18 protein-coding genes and 1 riboswitch are annotated in these 19,979 nt (G+C 63.9%); of the genes, 9 read left to right on the top strand and 9 right to left on the bottom strand.

Annotated elements, in window-relative coordinates; translation table 11 throughout:
• Nucleotides 1–243: 243 nt before the first annotated feature.
• The 3 genes from B0G81_RS01075 (at nt 244) to B0G81_RS01065 (ending at nt 3,393) form a co-directional block, all read left to right on the top strand.
• Nucleotides 244–2,514 (top strand): xanthine dehydrogenase family protein molybdopterin-binding subunit, encoded by a 2,271-nt coding sequence (locus tag B0G81_RS01075; protein ID WP_134132653.1) that lies wholly within the window; start codon nt 244–246, stop codon nt 2,512–2,514.
• A gap of 34 nt (nt 2,515–2,548) precedes the next feature.
• On the top strand, nt 2,549–3,010 hold the full coding sequence (locus B0G81_RS01070; protein ID WP_134132649.1) for a (2Fe-2S)-binding protein: 462 nt from the start codon (nt 2,549–2,551) through the stop codon (nt 3,008–3,010).
• Nucleotides 3,011–3,246: 236 nt separating this feature from the next.
• Nucleotides 3,247–3,393 carry an S-adenosylmethionine decarboxylase gene (locus B0G81_RS01065; RefSeq protein ID WP_243856332.1) on the top strand — a complete coding sequence of 49 codons (147 nt, stop codon included), beginning with the start codon at nt 3,247–3,249 and terminating at the stop codon, nt 3,391–3,393.
• A 107-nt stretch (nt 3,394–3,500) separates the two neighbouring features.
• On the opposite strand, the gene B0G81_RS01060 is transcribed toward B0G81_RS01065, so the two are convergent.
• The 8 genes from B0G81_RS01060 to B0G81_RS01025 all read right to left on the bottom strand — a co-directional run bounded on the left by B0G81_RS01060 (nt 3,501) and on the right by B0G81_RS01025 (nt 13,175).
• A complete protein-coding gene (locus tag B0G81_RS01060; RefSeq protein ID WP_134132645.1) occupies nt 3,501–5,024 on the bottom strand; it encodes an efflux transporter outer membrane subunit in 1,524 nt (507 codons plus the stop codon).
• Nucleotides 5,021–6,049 carry an HlyD family secretion protein gene (locus tag B0G81_RS01055; RefSeq protein ID WP_134132641.1) on the bottom strand — a complete coding sequence of 343 codons (1,029 nt, stop codon included), beginning with the start codon at nt 6,047–6,049 and terminating at the stop codon, nt 5,021–5,023. The genes B0G81_RS01060 and B0G81_RS01055 overlap by 4 nt, the downstream gene beginning before the upstream one ends.
• Nucleotides 6,046–6,255, bottom strand: a complete 210-nt coding sequence (locus B0G81_RS01050; protein WP_116122375.1) for a DUF1656 domain-containing protein — start codon at nt 6,253–6,255, stop codon at nt 6,046–6,048. The genes B0G81_RS01055 and B0G81_RS01050 overlap by 4 nt, the downstream gene beginning before the upstream one ends.
• A gap of 48 nt (nt 6,256–6,303) precedes the next feature.
• Nucleotides 6,304–8,406: an FUSC family protein gene (locus tag B0G81_RS01045; RefSeq protein ID WP_134132637.1), complete on the bottom strand. Its 2,103-nt coding sequence runs from the start codon at nt 8,404–8,406 to the stop codon at nt 6,304–6,306.
• A gap of 6 nt (nt 8,407–8,412) precedes the next feature.
• Nucleotides 8,413–8,889 carry a MarR family transcriptional regulator gene (locus tag B0G81_RS01040; RefSeq protein WP_134132633.1) on the bottom strand — a complete coding sequence of 159 codons (477 nt, stop codon included), beginning with the start codon at nt 8,887–8,889 and terminating at the stop codon, nt 8,413–8,415.
• Nucleotides 8,890–9,007: 118 nt separating this feature from the next.
• On the bottom strand, nt 9,008–10,666 hold the full coding sequence (locus B0G81_RS01035) for an ATP-binding protein (RefSeq protein WP_134132628.1): 1,659 nt from the start codon (nt 10,664–10,666) through the stop codon (nt 9,008–9,010).
• Between the two features lie 3 nt (nt 10,667–10,669).
• A complete protein-coding gene (locus B0G81_RS01030) occupies nt 10,670–12,187 on the bottom strand; it encodes an ATPase domain-containing protein (RefSeq protein WP_134132623.1) in 1,518 nt (505 codons plus the stop codon).
• An 85-nt stretch (nt 12,188–12,272) separates the two neighbouring features.
• Complete coding sequence (locus B0G81_RS01025; protein ID WP_134132618.1) at nt 12,273–13,175, bottom strand: LysR family transcriptional regulator; 903 nt, start codon at nt 13,173–13,175, stop codon at nt 12,273–12,275.
• A gap of 249 nt (nt 13,176–13,424) precedes the next feature.
• Here B0G81_RS01025 and B0G81_RS01020 point away from each other — a divergent pair, with 249 nt between their 5' ends.
• The 4 genes from B0G81_RS01020 to B0G81_RS01005 all read left to right on the top strand — a co-directional run bounded on the left by B0G81_RS01020 (nt 13,425) and on the right by B0G81_RS01005 (nt 17,438).
• Nucleotides 13,425–14,501, top strand: coding sequence for an alpha/beta hydrolase (locus B0G81_RS01020; RefSeq protein ID WP_134132615.1), 1,077 nt, complete (start codon nt 13,425–13,427; stop codon nt 14,499–14,501).
• Nucleotides 14,498–15,856: an MFS transporter gene (locus B0G81_RS01015; RefSeq protein ID WP_134132610.1), complete on the top strand. Its 1,359-nt coding sequence runs from the start codon at nt 14,498–14,500 to the stop codon at nt 15,854–15,856. The genes B0G81_RS01020 and B0G81_RS01015 overlap by 4 nt, the downstream gene beginning before the upstream one ends.
• Nucleotides 15,857–15,875: 19 nt before the next feature.
• Nucleotides 15,876–16,898 (top strand): alpha/beta fold hydrolase, encoded by a 1,023-nt coding sequence (locus B0G81_RS01010; protein WP_134132607.1) that lies wholly within the window; start codon nt 15,876–15,878, stop codon nt 16,896–16,898.
• Nucleotides 16,899–16,997: 99 nt separating this feature from the next.
• On the top strand, nt 16,998–17,438 hold the full coding sequence (locus tag B0G81_RS01005) for a hypothetical protein (RefSeq protein WP_134132604.1): 441 nt from the start codon (nt 16,998–17,000) through the stop codon (nt 17,436–17,438).
• A gap of 18 nt (nt 17,439–17,456) precedes the next feature.
• On the opposite strand, the gene B0G81_RS01000 is transcribed toward B0G81_RS01005, so the two are convergent.
• Complete coding sequence (locus B0G81_RS01000; protein ID WP_134132601.1) at nt 17,457–18,044, bottom strand: histidine phosphatase family protein; 588 nt, start codon at nt 18,042–18,044, stop codon at nt 17,457–17,459.
• A gap of 88 nt (nt 18,045–18,132) precedes the next feature.
• Nucleotides 18,133–18,286, top strand: a riboswitch (adenosylcobalamin (AdoCbl) riboswitch).
• A gap of 2 nt (nt 18,287–18,288) precedes the next feature.
• Here B0G81_RS01000 and B0G81_RS00995 point away from each other — a divergent pair.
• Together B0G81_RS00995 and B0G81_RS00990 are read left to right on the top strand one after the other, a co-directional pair.
• Nucleotides 18,289–18,510 carry a CbtB-domain containing protein gene (locus B0G81_RS00995; protein ID WP_012428410.1) on the top strand — a complete coding sequence of 74 codons (222 nt, stop codon included), beginning with the start codon at nt 18,289–18,291 and terminating at the stop codon, nt 18,508–18,510.
• An 11-nt stretch (nt 18,511–18,521) separates the two neighbouring features.
• Nucleotides 18,522–19,262 carry a CbtA family protein gene (locus B0G81_RS00990; RefSeq protein ID WP_134132598.1) on the top strand — a complete coding sequence of 247 codons (741 nt, stop codon included), beginning with the start codon at nt 18,522–18,524 and terminating at the stop codon, nt 19,260–19,262.
• The last annotated feature ends 717 nt before the right edge of the window (nt 19,263–19,979 follow it).

The raw sequence follows: 19,979 nt of genomic DNA, 5'->3' as shown, positions 1-19,979 counted from the left end.
GGGCAGGTGCGGCGGCGTAAGGCCGACGCACCTCATCTCACCCCCATTTAATGAAACACCCCACGACAACCCCCCATCCCCGCCATCCTCCCCATCCCCCGCCCCAAGCCGCCCTGACTTGAACCCACGCATTTAAGTCCCACATCCGTGGCCCGTCTTATTACTATTCCGGGGAACAACGCCAGGCGCCGACCCGCGCTCTCACAGCTTTCCAGCCATCGTGCAAGCTGATCGAACCATGCCATGTTGAAACGCAGAACCTTTCTGCTCGGCGGCGCCGGCGCTGTCGGCGCGTTGCTGGTCGGCTGGTCGGTGCTGCCGCCGGGACAGCGTTTGACCACGTCCATGCCGCTGCCGGCGCAAGGCACGCAAGTGGCGCTCAACGGCTGGGTCAAAATTGCCGCCGACAACAGCGTGACGATCATGATGTGCAAGGCGGAAATGGGGCAGGGCATCCACACTGGCCTCGCCATGCTGCTTGCCGAAGAACTGGACGCCGACTGGTCGCGGGTACGCGTCGAAGCCTCGCCCATCGACAGGATCTACAACAGCGTGCAAAGCATCATCGACGACTTGCCGTTTCGCCCCGACAACGACAGTACCGTCAAGCGCGCCACCGTCTGGATGACCCGCAAGCTGGTGCGCGAAGCCGGCACGATGATGACGGGCGGTTCATCGAGCATCAACGATCTATGGACGCCCATGCGCGAAGCCGGCGCGTCGGCCCGCGCCATGCTGATCGGTGCGGCGGCCGCGCAATGGAAAGTGCCGCCCGGTGAGTGCCGCGCTGAAGGCGGCCAGGTGCTGCACCCGTCAGGGCATAAAGCGAGCTTCGGCGAATTGTCGTCGATGGCCGCGCAGCAGCCGCTGCCGCGCAAGGTGACGCTGAAAGATCCCGCCGACTTCAAACTGATCGGCAAACCGCTGCGCCGTATCGAAGCGGTGTCGAAGATCAACGGTACGGCGCGCTTCGGCATCGACGTGCTGCCGGACCGCCTGCTCTACGCGAGTGTCGTAATGTGTCCAACGCTCGGCGGCACGGTGGCGAAGTTCGACGCGACGGCCGCCCGCAAGATGCCGGGCTTCCTCAAGGCGTTCGCCGTCGCGCCGTACAGCGGCGGCACCGGCGGCGTCGCCGTGATCGCCGACAACCCGTTCCGCGCGATGAACGCAGTCGCCGCCATCGACGCGACCTGGCACGACGGCCCGGCGGCGAAGCTGTCGAACGCGGACGTGGACCGCCACCTCGCGCAAGCACTCGACGACAGCGACGGCCACGCCTATTACCACCTCGGCGACGTCGATGCTGCCATGACCCGTGCGGCGCGCACCGTCAGCGCGGAATATCGCGCGCCGTACCTCGCGCACGGCGCGGTCGAACCGCTCAACTGCACCGTGCAGGTCGCGGACGGTACAGCCACGGTCTGGGTCTCCACGCAAATGCCCGGCCTCGCGCGGCACCATGTGGCGAAAGTACTGGAACTCGACGAGGATAAAGTCGACGTGCAAACGCTTCTGCTCGGCGGCGCGTTCGGCCGTCGTCTGGAGCTGGATTTCATCGCTCAGGCCGCGGCGATCGCGCGCGAGGGCGGGGGCCGTCCGGTGCAAACGCTCTGGTCGCGAGCGCAGGATTTCACCCACGACTTCTATCGTCCGGCGTGCCTGTCGCGGCTGAAGGCCGGCTTCGACAACGACGGCAAACTGGTGGCATGGCAGGCCACGTCGGCGAGTCAGGCGATCGTGCCGGAAGCGCTCGCGCGCTACTACGGCGCGCCGCGTCTTCCCATCGACAAGACCACCTGCGAAGGCGCCTTCGATCAGCCCTACGAATGGCCGACTGCGCGCGTCGCGCACAAGATCGTCGAATTGCCGGTGCCGGTCGGGTTCTGGCGTTCGGTGGGTCACTCGCATCAGGCGTTCTTCACCGAGGGCTTTACCGACGAACTCGCGGTAGCGACTAACAAAGACCCGCTTGCGTTTCGCGCCGCGCTGCTGGAGCAGCATCCGCGGCATCTGGCGGTCTTAAAGCGCGTGGCGGCGTTGTCGGACTGGGAGCATCCGTTGAGGCGTGCTGCCGACGGCACGCCGCGCGCGCGTGGCGTCGCGTTGCACGAGGCGTTCGGCAGTGTGGTCGCGCAGGTCGCGGAGGTGTCGATCGGGCCGGGTGAGAAGATTCGGGTGCATCGGGTGATCTGCGTGATCGATTGCGGCATGCCGGTCAATCCGAATCTGATCCGGCAGCAGATGGAGAGCGCGGTCGTCTTCGGTCTCTCCACCGCGTTGCAGGACGAGATCACACTCGTGGACGGACAGGTGCAGCAAAAAAACTTTCTGGATTTCCCAGTGGTGCGAATCGACGATTGTCCGGTGATCGACACGGACATCGTGCCGAGCCAGATGCATCCGCAAGGCGTGGGTGAAGCGGGCGTGCCGCCGGTCGCGCCGGCGGTGGCTAATGCGGTGTTCAAGCTGACGGGCCAGCGCTTGCGCTCGCTGCCGTTGAAACTGGCGTGAAGCAGGCCGAATTCAAGAACACAGGGAGACAGTCATGGGATCGCTGAACATCAACGGCCGGGCAGTGGCGGTACAGAGCGAGCCGGACATGCCACTTCTGTGGGTGCTGCGTTGCGAACTCGGCATGATGGGCACCAAGTTCGGCTGTGGGGTGGGTATTTGCGGCGCGTGTACGATCCATGTGGACGGCGAACCGAACTTCGCCTGTCAGACGCTCATGTCGAGCCTGCACACGCAGAAGATCACGACCATTGAGGGTTTGCAGGGTCCGGAAGCACAAGCGTTGAAGGCCGCGTGGATCGATCTCGACGTGGTGCAGTGCGGCTATTGCCAGAGCGCTCAACTAATGGCGGCCTGCGCGCTGCTCAAGCACAATCCCAAGCCGACCGACGCGGACATCGACACGGCAATGTCGCACATCGTGTGCCGTTGCGGCACCTATCCGAGGGTACGGGCGGCAATCCACCAGGCGGCGGCAAAGCGCCGCCCCGCGTGACACCGCCGACGAGTTTCGCGTTCACCTTAACGAAAGAGTCCGCAGCGCACGCTCAACCTGCCAGCAATTCCACCACGGCGACGACCGCCGTAAAAATGCCGATGCAGCCGCCGAGCGTGGCTGCGCTTTTCATGAATTGCGACATACAGGTCCCCGTAATGAGTGGTTGGTGACGTGTATTTAACCTGAATTGAAAGGTAAAAGAAAGATTATCAAAATTAATTCGTAAGCTGCTCGTGCGTCGCCACAAGACGCATACATGGCCGGAGCGTCGCTTTGCGGCGCTCGATATTTTCATGTGCGGCAAAGCGCGTGCGGAAGATGTTGGTCGCGCAGATCGCTCGCGAGTCGAAGGCGGAAGTGCGGAATGTGCGCGCGTCTGAGTGTGCGTGTGGAGTGGTGTCGCCGCGCTAGACAGATCGGGCAAGCGGGGTTGTCCAAGGCGGCCGCCTGATGAGCGGTCCGCATTGGACAATCAGATCAAGGGCGCTTAAGGCGCTTTCGCTGCAGCCGTCGTTGGCGTCGCCTTGACCGGCACCGCAACCGCAGGCGTGGAACCAACGGAAGCGTTGTGCGGATCAACTTCCCAACCGCCGCCGAGCGCGAGGAACAGATTCACCTGATCGATCGCCACCTGGCCGTCCGCAGCCGCGGCCTGAGACTTCGTGGACGTCAGCGTGCGCGTCGCGTCCAGATCCGAAATAAACGACTCACGTCCCGCGCGATACAGCCGATGCGTTTCATCCGCCGACTCGGTCGCCGACTTGACCGCGGCACGCAGCGCATCGGCGCGGGCGTAATCCGACGAGTAGGTCGCGAGACTTGTCTCGGTCTCGCGCAACGCGGTCAACACCACACCATCGAACTTTGCCAACGCCACCTGGCTCGATGCCTGCGCTTCACGCACGCGCCCACGCGCGCCGTTCGTGGGGAACTGCCAACTGATTAGCGGACCGAAGCCCCAACGCGCCGTGGGTGACGTGCCGAGGTCTTCCAGAACGCCGGTCAACCCCGCCGACGCTCCGATGCTCACCGTCGGATACAGCGCCCCGGTGGCGACGCCGATCCGCGCCGTGGATGACGCCAATTGACGCTCGGCCTCGCGCACATCCGGTCGGCGTTTGAGCAGCGCAGCGCCGTCGCCGACCGGAATCGGCTGGCGGAGTTGCGGCAGCCTGTCGCAAGCGAGCACGGCCGGCGGCAGATCCGAAGGCGCGCGCGCGAGCAGCGCCGCGAGCCGGTACTGCGCGATCTTGCGGCGCGCCGTGTAACGCGGAATATCCGCCGACAAGGTATCGACCTGGGTCTGCCCACGCGTCACGTCGGGTTGATTGCCGCGGCCCGCGTCGCGCAGGCGGCGCGAGACGTCCACGCGCTGTTTCTGCAGCGCCAGCGATTGTTGCGCGATCCTGAGTTCCTCGGCGGCCGAACATTGCTCCACGTAAGAGCGCACCACGTCCGCCACCACGGTGATTCGCGCGAGATCGGCCGCGGCTTGTACCGACTCGGTGTCCGCTTGCGCCGCCTCCACGCCGCGCCGCAGCTTGCCGAACAGATCGATTTCATACGAGATGCTGATGCCGATGTCGCCTTCGTTGACGACCGGCAGCTTTTCGGTGAGCAGGTATTGCTCGGCGGATTCCTGCGCGCGTTCGATCGCCACCGAACTCTTGCCGGAAAAACCGCCCTGCGCCTGCGCTACGCCCAACGCTTCACGCGAACGCGCGAGATTGGCCGCCGCGACGCGCAAGTCGGTATTCGATTGCAGCGCTTCGTCGACGAGTCGATTCAGCACCGGATCGTCGTACAGCTTCCACCACACGGGTGGCACGTTCTGGCGCGTGGTCAGCGAGGTATCCGCGCCTTCGATCGGCGCGTTGGCGAGCGGTGCGTTGATCAACGCCTGTTGCGGCAAGGCGTAGTTCGGACCGACGTTCATGCATCCGTTGAGCGCGACCGCCAATGGCAGCAACGGCAGCAACGGCAATAAGGGCAGGGCGCGCGACAGCTTCATTGCGAGGCGCCCGATGACGAGACCGCCGCCGACGCCGGCTGTGCAGCCGAACCAGCCGAGCCAGTCGAAACAGCAGACGTAGTAGACGTAGCAGACGCGGATGAAGAAGCCGCCACCGCCCCCGACGCCCCCGCATCAGGATGCTTCTTCCCGACAGGCGACAGATCGCGCACCGACACAGTCGCCGTCCGTCCCGCGATCATGCGGAAATCCGCGGGCACTTCATCGAGCGCCACACGCACTGGAATCCGTTGCGCGAGACGCACCCAACTGAAGGCCGGATTCACGTTCGGCAGCAGATTCGAACCTTGCGTGCGGTCCCGATCCTCGATCGCGGCGACGATACTCTGCACATGTCCGCGCAACACCGCCGGTTCGCCCATCACCGTGATATCGACCGGCTGGCCGATGTCGATGCCACCCAGCTTGGTTTCCTCGAAATATCCGTCAACACGGAACGAATGCATATCCACCACCGAGACCACCGCGCGCCCCGCCGCGACATATTCGCCGACGCGCGGTGCGCGGTCGTTCAGATAACCGTCCACCGGGCTCATGATCGTGGCGCGTTGCAGGTTCAGCTTCGCAGTGTCGATCGCCACGTTCGCATCGGCGAGCGCGGCTTCGCCAGCCTCGACGCGCGAGCGGCTTTCTTCCGCCACTTCCGCCGCGACCAGGTTGCCGAGCTTGCGGTTGCGCGCGTCCTCGCGGCGCGCCTGGTCGAGCGTCGCGCGGCGTTGTTGCGCGGTCGCCTGCGCCTGGCGCAGCGCAAGCGTGTAGCGGGCTTGATCGATGACGAACAGCACCTGGCCTTGCTTGACCTGCTGGTTGTCCACCACCTCGACCGACGAAATCAGTCCCGAGATGTCCGGTGCGACCTGGATCACGTCGGCGCGCACGTGTCCGTCGCGAGTCCACGGCGCGAACATGTAATAGCCAATCAGTTTCCACAGCACGAGGGCCGCGGCGACGACGACGATCAGGGTCAGCAGAATTTGACCGACGGAGAACCAGGTTTTTTTCACGTTATTAGTCTGTGCGAAACGACAACGACAAGGCCCAGCACCAGCACATAGATGCCAAGATCGAAGATGGAGCGATGCCAGACGAAGCGGTAAAAGCCGACGCGCGCGAGCACCGTGCGAATGACCAGGTTGATCAGATACGCGACCAACATCAGCACGAGCACGGCCGGCACGAACACGCCGAAAATATCGATTTCACCGATCATCGCGAGAGGTGGGCAAGAGGAAAGGAAATGGCCAACGGCATGAGCGCATCAGGCTGCGGCCTCCGGTTCGGGCGGCGTGGGTGTCGTCAGCGTGGCCGGAAATAGCGAAAGACGCAAGCCGACCAGCGCGTGCAGCGCTTCGCGCAACCGGCGCGCCGAAGTCTGCGCGCTTGGGCTCGGCGCCCCGGCGTTGGCGAGGCCCTGTGCCGTGACGCTCGCCACGGCGGCGTCGATCGACGACATCAGGCTCTCCGGCACCGGCTCGCGCTTGCGGCGGTCGACGCAGCTTTCATAGTACTGACGCACGTCGTCGAGCACGTGATCGATCGCGGCCGGCGCGTCGCCGCCCAGATTGGGGGTCAGGCGGCGCAGATCGAGCGCGTTGAGGCCAATGCGCAGATCGCGAAAGCTTTCGATCGACGGATGACGATGGTCGTCGGTCGCGGCGAGTCGCGGGATCAACTGCATCAGGCGGTCGAGCATGCGCGCGGCGAGATTGCGCGGATCTTCGATCGGCCGTGTCGATGCCGTGAGCGCCACGTCGACCCAGCTCGAACGCAACAGGCGGGACGCCGTGAGTTCGGCGCCGAACGGGCGCGTCGCGCGCGTCCACAGATACGCATAAAGCAAGCCGGCGAGGCCCGCGAGATTGCTGTTCAGGAAGACCAGAAAATTGGCGTCGTAGGCGTCCTGAATGCTGATGAAAGTGGCCGTGTTCACGGCGACCAGCACCGTGGCCAGGTTGAACTGCGGGCGCGGAATCAGTGTGCCGACGAAGATGAACGGCGCGGCGAACATGATCACCAGCAAGGGAAAGTCATGCACATGCGGCAGCACGACGAACAGATAGACGCCCGCCGCCACCACGCTGATGGCGGTCGCCACGAAGAAGCGGAAGATGAACGGCGCGGGCTCGTCGAGCGCCGCGAAGAAGCAGCATGCCACGGCCGCGAGCGTGACAGCGCTCGCTCCGTCGTTCCACCCCGAGCCGATCCACAAACTGCACGCGAGAACCACGGCCGCCGCGGCCGTGCCCGTGGAGAACAGCATGATGCCGCGATCGTAGAAGCGCTCTGTACCGCCTAGCCGCCAATGACGGAAGCGTGGACGCCACGAGCCTTCTTCCCGTGTGATGATGATGCGCAGCGAGCGGCAGTCCTGCCAGACATCGATCACCTGTTTCATACGCCACAACGCGTTCGAGAGCAGCGCGCCATCCCAGCCTGCGAGCGCGGACGGCGGTGGCTGCATTGCCGCGATGCGCGCACGCAATGCATCGGCCGTCGGGTCCGGGTGATCGCCCTCGCTCACGGTGGGCATCGGCTCGTTGAACCAATTGATGACATCGGCGAGCAGGCTCTCCAGCCCGTCGGGCCACGTCTGCCGGCCGCTGTTATAAAGCGCGATCAGCGGATCGGCGAGCGATGACATGATCGGCAGCAGCAACTGCATGCGCCCGCGCAGTTCATGTGCGCGCGCCAATATGTCGGGCCGCGTGTGATCGTAGGCCAACTGGCTGAGCAGCAATTCAAGGCCATTGATGGTGGCCGCGATGCGTTGCCGCGCACCCGAAATGGCCGAACCGGCAATTCGTCCCGAGAGCGTTTCGGTTGCGTAGAACGCGGCGTCGCGAAACCATGCGTCGGTCTGATTGATGATCGTGGGTGCAAGCCTGCTCGGAAACAGCGCGCTGCCGACAATGCTCGCGCAAACGATGCCCAGTGTGATCTCCTCGGTGCGGCTGACCGCGAGGTCGAACACGCCGCCCGGATTGGTCACCGAAGGCAGCGCGATAATCGGCATCGTATAGCCGGCCAGCAGGAACACGTAGCTGCGCGCGGTGCGGTCGGACACCGCCAGATACAGCATCGTGCCGGTCCATAGCGCCACGATCACGCTGAACAGATACGGCGATTCGACGAAGGGCGGCACCAGCAGCACGGCTGCCGAAGCGCCGAGCATGGTGCCGAGCGCACGATAGAGCGCCTTCGAACGCGTAGCGCCGACAAACGGATTCGACACGATGTAGACGGTCGCCATCGCCCAATAAGGCCGTGGCAGTTCGAGCGCGAGGCCGATGTAGAGCGCGATCATCGCCGCGGCAAATGTCTTGACGGAGAACAGCCAGTCGCGAAGGGAAGGGTAGACCATCAACCGTTACGCCGGATCGCCGCTGTTATCGCTGTTCTGATCGGCACGCTCGCCGGCGTCGGCCGTGAATGCGGCCAGCACGCGCAAAGTGGCTTCCAGGTCGCTGCGCGAGACGCCTTTTAACGCCTGCGCCCGCAGCGTGACCAGTTCTTCTTCCATTTTCGCGGTGACGGCGCGGCCTTCTTCGGTGAGCACCACGGTTTTCGCGCGCCGGTCTTCGGGGTCTTCGTCGCGACGCATCAGGCCCGCGGCGCACAGTTGATCGAGCAGCCGCACGAGCGAAGGCCCTTCAATACCGATGTGATCGGCGAGCGTGACCTGGCGCACGGCCGCGCCGAGCCGGCTGGCGGTCAGGAGCGGCGTGGCGCAGGCCTCGGAGACATTGAAGGCCGCGAGCACGCCGTGGCTCGTGCGCCGCCATTTTCGGGCGGCGACGACCAGCGTGCTGCTGACTGTCCGGCGTAAGGCATCGAGATTCGACATGGCCGGTATTGTATTTCCAAAAAATTCGTTAGCAAACTATTGATTTTGGAATTTTTTATGACGATACGGCACGCCCGCGCGCATCGGCACGCGCGCAGGTTCGTTACGTCGGCGTGACTCAGGCCGCGAGCCCGAGCCTGACCGTCCGCGCCAGATCGTCCAGCTGGAAAGGCTTGCGCAAAATCGTGCAGCGCTTCACCGCCAGCCCGGAGATGTCCACGTCCGCATAGCCCGTTGCCAGGATCACCGGCAAATCCTCGCGCATCTTGCGCGCCTCGGCGATCACGTCGATTCCGTTCATGCCGGGCATCGCGAAGTCCACCATCAGCAGGTCCGGTTTGTCGTCCTGCAAACGGTTCAGGCCCGCGCGTCCGTCGGCGGCTTCGGTCACGGTGTAGCCGAGCATTCTCAGCGACTCGACCAGCATGGCGCGCACTTCGCTGTCGTCTTCGACCACCAGCACGCGTTTTTCGCCGATCACGTTCGCTTCCGCATTCGACGCCGCTTCGGCCTGCGGCGCCACGCGTTCGCGCAACGGCAGCCAGAGCTCGACAGTGGTGCCCACGCCTTCCTCGCTGAACAGACGCGCGGTGCCGCCGGCCTGCCTCGCAATGCCGTAGACCTGGCTCAAGCCGAGTCCGGTTCCCTTGCCGATCGGCTTGGTGGTGAAGAACGGATCGAACACGCGCGACACCACATCGGGCGGCACACCCGAGCCGGTATCGGCGACTTCGACCACCAGGTAGCGGCCTTCGGCGAGTGTCTGATCGGGCGCGTCGCGCTGCTTCACGCGAATGCCGAGCTGGCCGCCGCCCGGCATGGCGTCGCGCGCGTTGATGGCGAGATTGAGAATGGCCAGTTCGAGCTGATTGGCGTCGGCCTGAGTCCACATCTCCTGGCCTTCGAACTCGTTGGTATAACGGATGCTCGATCCGAGCGACACCGTAATGATGTCGCGCATGCCTTGCAGCAGCGCCACCACGTCCACGGCTTTCAGATCGAGGTTGCTATTGCGCGAGAAAGTCAGCAACTGTCCCGTCAGTTTCGCGCCGCGCTCGGTCGCGCGTTTGACGGTGGCGGCCATGCTGCGAAGGCGCTCATCGCTGGTTACTCGCGCGATCAGCTCTGCGTTCACCATGATGACGTTCAGCAGATTATTGAAGTCGTGCGCGATGCCGCCGGTGAGTTGCCCGAGCGCCTCCATTTTCTGCGACTGCACGAGCACCGCCTGCACTTTGGCGCGCTCGTGTATTTCCATCATCAGCCGATTGTTGGCGGAGGCGAGTTCCTGAGTGCGTTCGGCGATACGGCTTTCCAGCGAGTCGTTCAACTGCACCAGTGCTTCTTGCGCTTCGATCCGCTCGGCGAGATGGCGGCGCGATTCATACTGCCGCGCGCGTGCCCGCAACGACGACGCCACCGCGCGCCGCAGCGTCTCCGAATTCAGCGGACGTTCAAGCACGACAACGTTGCCGAGCCGTTCGAGCACTTCGAGGCCGCGTTCCGAGCGATGTCCGACGCGTGAGGCGGCGAGCAGAATAAACGGGAAATCCGACCACGCGGGCTGCTGTTCCAGCCACTCGAACAATCGGGCCGCATGGTTGCCCGTGAGCGCTTCTTCCGCGATCAACGCGGCGCCCGCACCGGCGTCGAGTTCAGCGGTGAGCGCGTCCGCATCGCGGCATGCCACGCAGAGGCGTTTATCTTTGTGCAGCACTTCGGCAATCACATCGGCGTCGCGGCCAAACGGCGCAAGAATAAGGACGCGTTGCTCCATAGCCTACTGCCCGGACGTGTCGAGGACGCGGTTCGTCGCACCGAGCAGTGCAGTGTTGCCGCGATAAGCCGGCAGTCCGGAGAGCACACCTTCGAAGTCGCGCAACGCCTCGCCGACTTCCACGCCATTGCTGCCGAGCCGGAACTGGCGGATCGACCGCTCGTGAGCATTGGCGCGGCTCTTCACGGCCGTCACGGCGGTGAGCACTTCGCCGTGGTGTTCGAAGTAGCGGAACAGCACCACCACGTCGCTCAGGTAGCTGATGTCGATATCGGTCTGTACCTCGCCGATGATGCCGTGCTGCCCCAGCACGAGCATCGTGATCACGCCTTGCTGGTTCAGATAGCCGAGCAGTTCGTGCATTTGCAGCAGCAGATAGCGCTCGCCCGGCATTGCCTGCAGATAAGCGTTCAGACTGTCTATCGCGACAAAGCGCGCGCCGTCCTGCTCGACAGAGCGGCGGACATCGCTGGCGAATTCACCGGGCGAGATCTCCGCCGGATCGATCTGCCGCAGCGTCAGCAGACCGCTTTCGACGTGCGGCGCCAGATGCATGCCGAGCGTCGCGCAGCGGATCGTCAACGTGACGAGGGTTTCGTCGAACACGTAGTAGACGCAGCGCTCGCCACGTTCGAGCGCGGCGATCAGGCACGACACCACCGTAGTGGTCTTGCCGACGCCCGAAGGGCCGATCATCAGCGCATTAGTGCCGGGGATCAGACCGCCACCGAGCAACGCGTCGAGCCCTTGCGTGCCGGTGCTGACCGCCTCGGTGTCGAACTGCGCGTGGTGTTCCGCCGCGACAAGGCGTGGATACACGCGGATTCCGCCGGTGTCGAGCGTCAGGTCGTGGTAGCCCTCGCGGAATTTGATGCCGCGCATTTTGGCGATGCGCGTGCGCCGCCGGTTGCCGCCATAGTCGCGCACGAGATTGTCCAGACTGACCACGCCGTGCGCGATGCTGTGCAGTTGAACGTCACCGGGCTCGGAAGAATTGTCGTCGAGCAGCAGCACCGTGCATTCTCGGGTGGCGAAATAGCGCTTGAGCGCGAGAATCTGCCGCCGGTAACGCAGCGGGTTCTGCGACAGCAGACGCAATTCGGAGAGGCTGTCTAGCACGATGCGCGAGGGTTTGAGTTCCTCGACCTGCTGGATGACGTTGCGCACCGTCTCGCCGAGTTCGACCTCGGCCGGGTGCAGCACGGTCTGCTCGTACTGCGGGTCGAGACCTTCGTCCGAAACCAGCTCCAGAATGTTGAAGCCGCCGATATCCCAGCCGTGGCTTTGAGCTACCGCGATCAGCTCGGCACGGGTCTCCGAGAGCGTGATGTACAAACCTCTCTGTCCCTCTTCGACTCCCTTGAGTAAGAATTGCAAGGCCAAGGTAGTTTTACCTGTACCGGGCGCACCTTCCACAAGGTACATGCGATGGGGCGTGAGACCGCCTCCCAGGATGTCGTCGATTCCATCGATTCCCGAGGAAAGGCGGGCCGGCTTGTCGGCGGCTTGTCTGTTTGACATGGCGTAGCGTATTTGACGTCGATGGATGGCTGTTGGTTATTCAGCCGGTACGGCGAGAACGCAAAATCCGTGCCGGTTGACGGATTCATGCGCCGGCGCGCTTCTTCACCAGTTGAATGAAGCGCGTGGCCGCGCTGTTGTGCAGTGCGGCGGGATAGGCAAGGTGCAGCGGCGCGCTGAGTTTCGAAGGGTTCGCGAGCGTGCAGTACACGGTGCCCACCTGGTCGTAGCGCTGCATGGAAGCGGGCACCAAGGTCACGCCCAGACCCGCCGCCACGAGGTTGATGCCCGACACCATGCGCGGCACTTCGCGGGCAATGCGCGGGACGAAGCCCGCCTGCCGGCAAGCGGCGAGGATGTCGGCATACATGCCGGGTGCGCCCGGACGACGGACCAGAATGAAGTCTTCGTGCGCCAACGCTTTCAGCGACACTTGCGGCCGCTTCCTGCCCTTGAGCAACGGATGACCCACCGGCAACACCACGACCATCGGTTCGTCGAGCAGCAACTCGAACGCCACGCCCTCGCGGGCGTCGACCGGCTTGCGTAGAAACGCCGCCTGGATCTGGCCCGCGGCCAGACGCTCGATGATCTCCGCCGCGTTGAGCTCGGCCAGGTCCACGGCGACTTCGGGGCAGACCGCGCGAAACGCGCGGATCGCCTCGGTCGTAAATGGATGGAACGAGGCGGAGCTGGTCAGTCCGATCGAAATCGTGCCGAGTTCTCCACGCGCAATCCGGCTCGCCTTTTCGACAGACTGCTGCAGATTTTGCAGCAAGCGTTGCGCGTCTTCCGCAAAGGCCTGACCGGCCGGCGTCAAGGTGACGCCGCGCGGCATGCGCACAAAGAGTTCGAAGCCGATCTCTTCTTCCAGCGTTCGAATCTGCTGCGACAGCGGCGGCTGTTGCATGGCCAGCCGCTCCGCTGCGCGCGTGAACTGGCCTTCTTCGACGACCGCCAGAAAGTAACGCAGATGCCGCAGCTCCATGGTGTTTTGTCTCCTCAGCAGCGCATGAAGGCCGGTTCGATGCCATACATATTAAATATGAATGGTGCATAAAACAGGTATTTTACATTTACCATGTCCGCTCCTACGATCTCGTCCATTGCATTCCGTCCGAACCAGGCCGGTATGGCGCTTGGTATTCGCCTCCGGTTCCGAGTATTCGGTTTCTCTACGACGGATTTGACGATGCGCCGCGTTCAAGACTGCGCACGGTTATCAGGAGCAAGCTGGATGACTTTGAATCTTTCACGACGTATTGCGGCGTTGTGTATGTCGACAGGCGCGGCAGTGCTGATGACGTTCGCGCAATCCGCGTTCGCGGTCCATGCTTACGAACCGCATCTGAAGCCGGTCGCGACGATCTCCGAAACGCGCTTCACGCTCGACACGCCGCAAGGGCAAGCGCAATTCCCGCTGTATCTGTCGAAGGATTGGAACGTTGCGCAGCCGCGGGTGACGCGCGCGGTCATCGTGATTCACGGCAAGCTGCGCAATGCGGACGTGTACTTTCGCACCGCGCAGAATGCCCGCGATGCCGCGCATGCGGACCCCGACGCCACGCTGCTGATCGCGCCGCAGTTCCTCGCCACGCTCGACACGCGCGTACACGACGAGCCCGCCGATCTGCTGCGCTGGACCGGCGACGCCTGGATGGGCGGCGAAGCGGCGCGCGCGCCGCTGCCGATCAGTTCGTACGAGGTGCTCGATGCGATCGTCGCGCGTCTTGCCGATCGCAAGCTGTTCCCCAATCTGCGGCATGTGGTGTTCGCCGGGCATTCGGGCGGCGGCCAGGTCGTGCAGCGCTACGCCGTCGCGGCGCGTAATATCGCCGCGTTGACCGGCGAAGGCATCGACGTGCGTTACGTGGTGGCGAGCCCGTCCACGTATGCGTATTTCGATGCGCAACGGCCTGACGCGCAGGGCATTGCCGCGCCGTTCGATGCCGCGCAATGTCCCGACTTCAATCAATGGAAATACGGCATGGACAACCGGCCGCCGTATCTCGACGACCGCACGCCCGCGCAACTCGAAGCGATCTATGCGTCGCGCCGGGTCGACTACCTCGTCGGCGGCGCTGATGACGATCCGCAGCAGAGCGCGCTCGACAGAACCTGTGCCGCCGAAGCGCAAGGGCCGCAACGCGTGGCGCGCGCCGAAGCGTACTACCGGTATATCCAGTCGCGTCATCCGGACGGCCTGAAGCAGCACTTTCATATCGTGCCGGGCGTGGGGCACGACGGTGCGCGCATGCTGACGTCGGTATGCGCGCTGTCAGCAATATTCGACACTCCGGGATGCGGGCAATGAGCGAAGCGACCTTCAATCAGCGCGACGGTGTCGCGGCTGGAGCCGATGCGGCGAACGCCTTGAGTCCGTCGATGGTGCGGCGCGCGATCTTCGCCTCCGTGCTCGGCAATGGACTCGAGTGGTTCGACTTTCTGATCTACGGCTACTTCGCGAAGATCATCGCGCAGGTGTTCTTTCCCGGCGGCAGCGGTTTCGTGTCGATCATGCTGACGCTTGCGACGTTTGCCGTCGGTTTTATCGTGCGGCCGATCGGCGGCATTCTGCTCGGTATCTACTCGGACCGCGCGGGGCGACGCAAGGCGCTCTCGCTGCTGATCATTTCGATGGCGGCTAGCACGTTGCTGATGGGTCTCACGCCAGGCTATGCGAGCATCGGCATCGCTGCGCCGCTGTTGGTGGTGCTTGCTCGCTTGTTGCAAGGGCTATCCGTGGGCGGACAGTTTGCGACGGCTTCCGCGATGCTGGTCGAGTACGCGCCGCCGCACAAGAAGATGTTTTACGGCAGCTTCAACATGTCGGCGCAGGCGTTCGCGTTGCTGCTGTCGTCCGGCGTCGGCTATCTGCTGACCACGCAGTTCACGCATGAGCAACTGGTGACGTGGGGCTGGCGTTTGCCGTTTCTGTTCGGCGCGCTGGCGGGGCCGTTCGGCTTCTATATCCGGCATCGCGTAGCCGAGTCACCGGAGTTCGAGCGGCTGCTCGAACACAAGGAGAAACCGCCGCGCGTCACGATCCGCCAGTTCTTCCGCGATAACGGCGACGCGGCGATCTGCGCGATGGGTGTGATCATCGTCGGGGCGGCGACTAATTATGTCTGGCATTCCTATCTCTCGGTGTATGTCGAACGGCAATTGCATTTGCCGCTGTCCACCGCGTTGCTCGGCGCGTTCGTGTCCGGTGTGCTGAATCTGTTTCTGTTTCCGCTGTCCGGCAAGCTCGCCGATCGTTATGGCGCATACCGGCTGTTCTATCCCATCGTGATCGCGTGGATGGTCTGCGTGTATCCGCTTTATCACTTCGTCGTGACGAATCCGACGCCGGGGCATTTGTTCATCGCGCAGATGATCGCGACGCTGTTCCTCGCCGCGATGTCCGGCGCGCATCCCGGCATGCTCGCGACCTTGTTCCCCGTGCGCAGCCGTTCGGCGGGCGTGGCGCTGTCGTACAACATTGCGGTGACGCTGTTCGGCGGCATGGCGCCGCTCACCATCACCGGCTTGACGCGCGTGACCGGCAGCAGCCTCACGCCCGCGTTTTACCTGATTTTTGCCGGCTTCGTGTCGCTCGCGATGGTGTACTTCACGCGCGCCGGACGCATGTCGAGCGGCGCGGCGGCTAGACCCGCCACTCATTGATTGACCACGAGCCTAACGCATGACCCAGCCTTTCATCACAGACGACGAACGCGCGCCGAATGAACATCCGGTCGCGGTCGTTGCGAACCGGCATCTGAGCGTCACGACGCGAGCCGGCAGCGGCACCGTGCCGGTGTTTTCCAATGGCGATTGGCTCGCGCCGACGCGTGATGTCCAACGCGCCGTGATTCTGATTCATGGCCGCTTGCGCAACGGCGACACGTATTTCGAACTCGCGCAGCGTTCGTGCGCGCTTGCCGGCGGCAGCGCGGCCGATACGCTGCTGATCGTGCCGCAATTTCTCGCGACCGCGGATGTCGACGCGCATGAGCTGCCGCCGTCCACGTTGCATTGGGACTGGACGAGCTGGATGGCCGGCGAGAACGCCGAAGGTCCCGCGCCGATCAGTTCGTTCGACGTGCTCGACGCGATTGTGGACACGCTGGCGTCGCGCGAGCAGTTCGCGTCGCTCGCCGAGGTGGTGATCGCGGGACACTCGGGCGGCGCGCAGGTCGTGCAGCGCTACGCGGTAGTAGCGCGAGACGAGGCGTCGCTCGCGGCGCGCGGTATCGCGCTGCGCTATGTGGTCGCGAATCCTTCGTCGTATGTGTACTTTGATGCAATGCGGCCGGTTGGGTCGGTTGCGTCCGCTGTGTCCGGCGAGTTTGCGGCGTTCGATCGGGCGAGGTGTCCGTCGTTCAATCGCTGGAAGTATGGGCTCGAGGATTTGCCCGCTTACTCTCGCGACGCGGCTTCAGCGGCCACGCTCGAAGCGCGTTACGCGCAGCGTGACGTGACCGCGCTGCTCGGCGGCGCGGATTGCGATCCACAGCACCCGGCGCTCGACCGCTCGTGCGCCGCGCTGGCGCAAGGTGAACACCGGCTCGGGCGCGGGCTGGCTTATGCGCGCTATATGGCGTTGCGGCATCCCGAAGGATTGGCGAAGCATCGGACGTTTGTGATCGATGGTGTCGGACACGATGCCAAAGGGATTTTCGGGTCGGCGCAGGGGCTGGCGGCTTTGTTCGGTACTGGACTGTAATGATGGTGACTGAAGCGCGGTCTTGACTAGTCAGCGCTCATGGGCATGAAGCGTGCTACCGCGCTGGTACCTGCGAGTGACTTCAAGGACCGCGCCGACATGAACAGAACCCGATTGCTTGCCAACGCGCTCGCCGCTGCGTCGCTGGGCGTTTTGCTGACCGGCGGTGCGTATGCCGACGATGCGCCTAGCCCTTGCACATCCCTGAAGCGGATCGTTGCCGCGGCCCCTGGCGGGCTCGCCTCATTGACGTCGGACGACGGCAAGGGCGTCGCGCAGCCTTACGGCGACGACGCGCAATGTTCGGCGAGTCACGGCGCCTATCAATGCACGTGGACGCCGCATCACGACGCCGGCTCGAATGCCGACGCGCTGCAAGCTGTCGCGGCGGACGTCGCATCGTGTCTGCCCGACGCGACGCACGATCAGAATTCGCCGGGACGTCAGCACTTTTATCTGGGCGCGAAGGGTAAGCGGACCGATATCACGCTGACGCCGACCGGGTCGAACAAGCTGCGTCTGGTGGTGTCGGGTAAGTAAGCCGCCGAGCAAGCGCCACTAGTGTGACGCCGGCCACCATGTCCAGCCGCGCGACGAGTGCCGCAACTCGATGATCGAAAGCGGTGCGATTTCAATGCGCGGAAATACGACGGGCGATGCCCCGAGCGCATACACGATCGCTGCCCGCAGTACCGGCGCGTGGGTGACGGCGATCACGTTGCTCGATGCGCGATCGGTCTCGCCGTCTAACAACGCTTCGAGCCATTCTCCTACCCGTTTCACGAGTTGACCGAACGACTCGCCGCCGTGAGGCGCGGCGTCCGGATCGCGCGTCCATGCGGCGACGTCTTGCGGCGCTTCGGCTGCGAGGTCGGCGAGCCGCCGTCCTTGCCATGTGCCGTAGTTCAGATCCGCCAGACCGGCGTCGACCGATGCCGCGAGGCCTAGCGCCGTCGCCGTTTGCCGCGCGCAGGCGGCCGGGCTGACGAAAGCCGGTGACTCTTCCGCGATCGCCAGGCGCAAGCGTGCGGCGTGGGTTTGGGCTTCGGCGAGGCCGCGGGCGTCGAGCGGGTCGTCGGCGGGAAAACGGCCTGCGCGCTGGGCGGCGGTCGATGCGTGGCTGACCAGTAACAGCCTTGTATCCATTCTGTTCTTGTCCTATCAAGCCACGCCCCGAAGCCGAACGCCGACGGCATGAAACGTGTGTTTTGCGTTGCCGGGTGCCCAAGTTTAGCGCGTAGAATAGCGGGACTGCGAAGCGCGGAAGCCGGTGAGAGCCCGGCGCGGTCGCGCCACTGTAATCGGCAGCACAAGCCGAAAGCCAGACCTGAGCTTCGCACCAATCCTCTGCAATGACTATCGGGGCGCGTTACCCCAGGAGATGTCCATCATGACCGAAGCTGTTTTCGATCCCGCCAACCAGCCCGTGGCCCAACCCACGCCGATTCCGCTGCGCGAGTTGTTGCCTTGGGTCGTGTTCGGCGGTTTGCTGTTGTTGCTCGCGCTTTACTTCGTGGGTGCGGAACAGGGTGCCACCTCGCTGGTGCCGGGCATGTACGTGCATGAGTTCGTGCACGACGGCCGCCATCTGCTCGGCTTTCCCTGCCACTAACGGAGTCGACCATGGTGGGTAAATTATTGGTACGCGGGATGCTTGCAGGCATCGCCGCGGGACTTCTCACGTTCGGCTTCGCCCGGGTAGTGGGCGAGCCGCAGGTCAATCAGGCGATTTCATTCGAAGAAAAGGCGGACGCCGCGAAAGGCGAGGCGCCCGAGCCTGAGATGGTAAGCCGCGATACACAGCGGGGTATCGGCTTGTTGACTGGCGTGCTGACTTACGGCGCGGCATTCGGCGGCCTGTTCTCGCTGGTGTTCGCTTACGCTTATGGGCGAGTGGGCGCGTTGAGCCCGCGCGCGTTGTCCGCATGGCTTGCGCTTGGCGCGTTCATTGCGCTCGCGATCGTGCCGAATCTGAAGTATCCGGCGAACCCGCCCTCGGTCGGCGACCCTGAGACGATTGGGACGCGCACGGGGCTGTTCTTCCTGATGATTGCGATCTCGCTGGTGGCGATGGTGTTCTCGCTCAAGGTGCGGCGCCGTGCGGCGATGAAACTTGGCGCGTGGAACGGCTCGATCGTGGGGGCGGTGGTGTTCATCGTGATCATCGCTGCGGTGCAGTTGTCGATGCCCGCGATCAACGAAGTGCCGGAGGCTTTCCCGGCGGTGCTGCTGTGGAAATTCCGCGTCGCGGCGCTCGGTATGCAAGCGATTATGTGGGCGACGATCGGGCTGCTGTTCGGCGCGCTGGTCGAGCGGATTGCGTCGATGCGGGTGGCGGGGCGGCCGGCGGTGAAGTCGGCTTGATTTGCATGACGAGTGCGGCCGCTTCGGCGGTTGCGCTCGGCGGTTTGCTCGCCGTGCTTCGCTCTCCGCAGTTTGCGCGCAGTGGTCAAGATGGGTTATGCGTCAAGGAGTTGGGGCGGTTGTGGGGTGGTTATCCACAGGCTTGCGAACAATTTCTGTGGATAAATTCGCCCGCGACGCTCAAGAGCTACAAACATCTGTTCCGTTCGAATTTAACAACCTGGTTGCTGGCACACGGCCTCCGGTTGTCCGCATCATTGGGACAGGGCAGGTGTTTTGCGTGACCATTCAGAGCGACTCCGGTCGCCCTTTTTTATCTTGTCGCTTGCTGCGCGTTCCCGGATTTGTCCGATGTCACGGCTGCGTACACGACCCTCTCATTGATTCTGCATGTCGGCACAATTCCCCTCCTGATCTGCAGACGCGCTCGCGTTGCCCGCGCCCGTCGCAAGCTTTTTTATGCCTGCGCCGACGCCAGCCCGGTGGCCCGTGTTGATGCACGATACATAACATGCTCAGGACCGGGTGGATAACCGTCAATGCAACTGGACGCCGCTGACATTTCCCAGCGTTATTGCGAAATAGTCCTGCTGACTATCGAACGACTATCCCCGATGATTGAAAAAACTCGGGGAAGAGGTCAAACGATGAAAGCTGTACGCTGCGACAGGTATCCACGTCTTACGTATCCACGCCTCACGGCTCCTGTCTTTCCCG

The sequence above is a fragment of the Paraburkholderia sp. BL6665CI2N2 genome, from assembly GCF_004366535.1.
Lineage (GTDB): Bacteria > Pseudomonadota > Gammaproteobacteria > Burkholderiales > Burkholderiaceae > Paraburkholderia.
The sequence above is the reverse complement of the archived record's forward strand: the minus strand, read 5'-3'. Positions and strand labels throughout refer to the sequence as shown.